Here is a 1,320-nt window from a genome sequence, read left to right on the forward strand (position 1 = left end):
CTACCGGCCGGATCTGTTCGAGCGGGTGGTGGTGGAGGGTATCGGCGGTCGTCTGGTGCGGGTGCTGGAGGCGTTGGTGGCGGATCCGGGTCGTGTGTTGGCGTCGGTGGAGTTGTTGTCGGAGGAGGAGCGGGCGGGGTTCGCGGAGGGCTGGAGTCTTGCGGATGGCGGGCTGGTGGAGCGGGTTTCGTTCCCGGAGTTGTTCGCTGCGCAGGTGGTTCGTACGCCGGATGCGGTGGCGGTGGAGTCGGCGGGTCTGTCGTTGACGTATGCGGAGCTGGGTGCGCGTGCGGGGCGGTTGGCGGCGCGGTTGAGTGGTGTGGGTGTGGGTCCGGAGCGGGTGGTGGCTCTGGTGCTGGGCCGGTCGGTGGAGTCGGTGGTGGCTTCGCTGGCGGTGCAGATGGCCGGTGCGGCGTATTTGCCGGTGGATCCGGATTATCCGGCGGAGCGTATCGGGTTCATGTTCGGTGATGCGAAGCCTGCCGCTGTGGTGACGACGTCGGCGTATGCGGATGTGGTGCCGGATGTCGATGGTTTGACGGTGGTGGTGCTGGACGAGGCGGGGCTGCCGGGTGTTGAGGTGGTGCCGGTGGGTCCGGTGTCCGTCGACAGTCCTGCGTATGTGATCTATACGTCTGGTTCGACGGGTGTGCCCAAGGGTGTGGTGGTGACGCATGCGGGTCTTGCTGCGTTTGCGGCGACGGGGCGTGAGCGGTTTGCCGTGAGGGCCGGGAGCCGGGTGCTGCAGTTCTCTTCGCCGAGTTTTGATGCGTCGGTGCTGGAGTTGTGCGTGGCGTTGACGTCGGGTGCGACGTTGGTGGTTCCGGAGCCGGGTCCGTTGGCGGGTGAGTTGCTGGCGGAGGTGATTGCCGGTCGTCGGGTGACGCATGCGTTGATTCCGCCGGCGGCGTTGGCCAGTGTTCCGGCGGTGGAGTTGCCGGAGTTCGCCTGTTTGATCGTGGGTGGGGATGCCTGTTCGCCGGGGTTGGTGGAGCGGTGGGCGCCGGGTCGTCGGATGGTGAATGCCTATGGGCCTACTGAGTCGACGGTGGCGGTGTCGGTCAGTGAACCGCTTGCTGTCGAGGTGGGTGTGCCGTCGATCGGTGTTCCGGTGTTGGGCACGCGGGTGTATGTGCTGGATGGTTCGTTGCGGTTGGTGCCGCCGGGTGTTGCTGGTGAGTTGTATGTGGCGGGTGTGGGTCTGGCGCGTGGTTATCTCGGTCGTGCGGGGCTGACGGCGGGGCGGTTTGTGGCTGATCCGTTCGGTGGTCCTGGTGCGCGGATGTATCGCACGGGTGATGTGGTGCGGTGGCGTGCCGG

At 66.7% G+C, this 1,320-nt stretch carries 1 protein-coding gene; it reads left to right on the top strand.

The genetic code is table 11. From position 1 onward, the window contains the following. Positions 1-1,320: amino acid adenylation domain-containing protein (locus AB0F13_RS27810; RefSeq protein WP_362087956.1), on the top strand; the 1,320-nt coding region annotated here is incomplete at both ends.

This window comes from Streptomyces sp. NPDC026206 (assembly GCF_040638465.1).
GTDB lineage: Bacteria > Actinomycetota > Actinomycetes > Streptomycetales > Streptomycetaceae > Streptomyces.